Raw genomic sequence first — 966 nt, 5'->3', positions numbered from 1 at the left:
CGAACTGCTTTTGATAGGTCTTAAGCAAATCTTCATCGAAGCTTCGCTCACCCACTTGATCTTCAGGTAACTGAGAGAATGGCGTTAGTTTGCGAACGTTGTTCTCCATCCATTCGCGGTATGGGTGACGAGATTTGAGATCGTTATCGATCTCGCTTGATTGCCACAGTTTACCTTTACGAGTATCGACAACTAACAACTCACCAGGGCCAACACGACCTTTTTTCGCAACTTCGTCTGGTGCGTAATCCCAAATACCGATTTCAGAAGCCAGCGTGATCAACTTGTCTTTTGTGATCACGTAGCGAGCTGGGCGCAGACCGTTTCGGTCGAGGTTACATGCTGCGTAGCGGCCATCGGAAAGTACGATCCCTGCTGGGCCATCCCAAGGCTCCATGTGTTTGGAGTTGAAATCGTAGAAGGCTCGTAGATCGGGATCCATATCTGGGTGATTTTGCCATGCTGGTGGAACAAGCATTCGCATGGCTCGGAAGATATCCATGCCGCCGGCCAAGAATAGATCCAACATGTTATCCAGACTTGAAGAATCCGAACCAGTCTCATTTACAAACGGAGCTGCGGTTTGTAAATCGGGCAGCAATGGGGAAGAGAATTTATAAGCACGCGCTCGGGCCCATTGGCGGTTGCCTTCAATGGTATTGATCTCACCGTTGTGAGCAAGATAACGGAACGGCTGCGCCAGTGGCCAGCGAGGTTGAGTGTTGGTTGAAAAACGCTGGTGGAACAGACAGATAGCGGATTCCATGCGTAGATCAGCAAGATCAAGGTAGAAGCGAGGCAAATCCGCAGGCATGCACAAACCTTTGTACACCAGCACTTGCGTCGATAAGCTACAGATGTAGAAATCAGGATCTTCGGTGATCTGTTTTTCAATACGGCGACGGGCAATATAGAGACGGCGTTCAATGTCGCGCTCACGCCAGCCCGCTGGAGCTGAGATAAAGA

The 966-nt window shown here is 49.9% G+C and carries 1 pseudogene; it reads right to left on the bottom strand.

The window, feature by feature from the left end:
- Nucleotides 1–966: pseudogene (locus R7R24_RS25150) on the bottom strand (glutamate synthase large subunit); the annotation flags it as partial.

This window comes from Vibrio sp. 704 (assembly GCF_033339295.1).
Note: the sequence above shows the minus strand (reverse complement) of the source record. Positions and strands in the feature narration are given on the sequence as shown.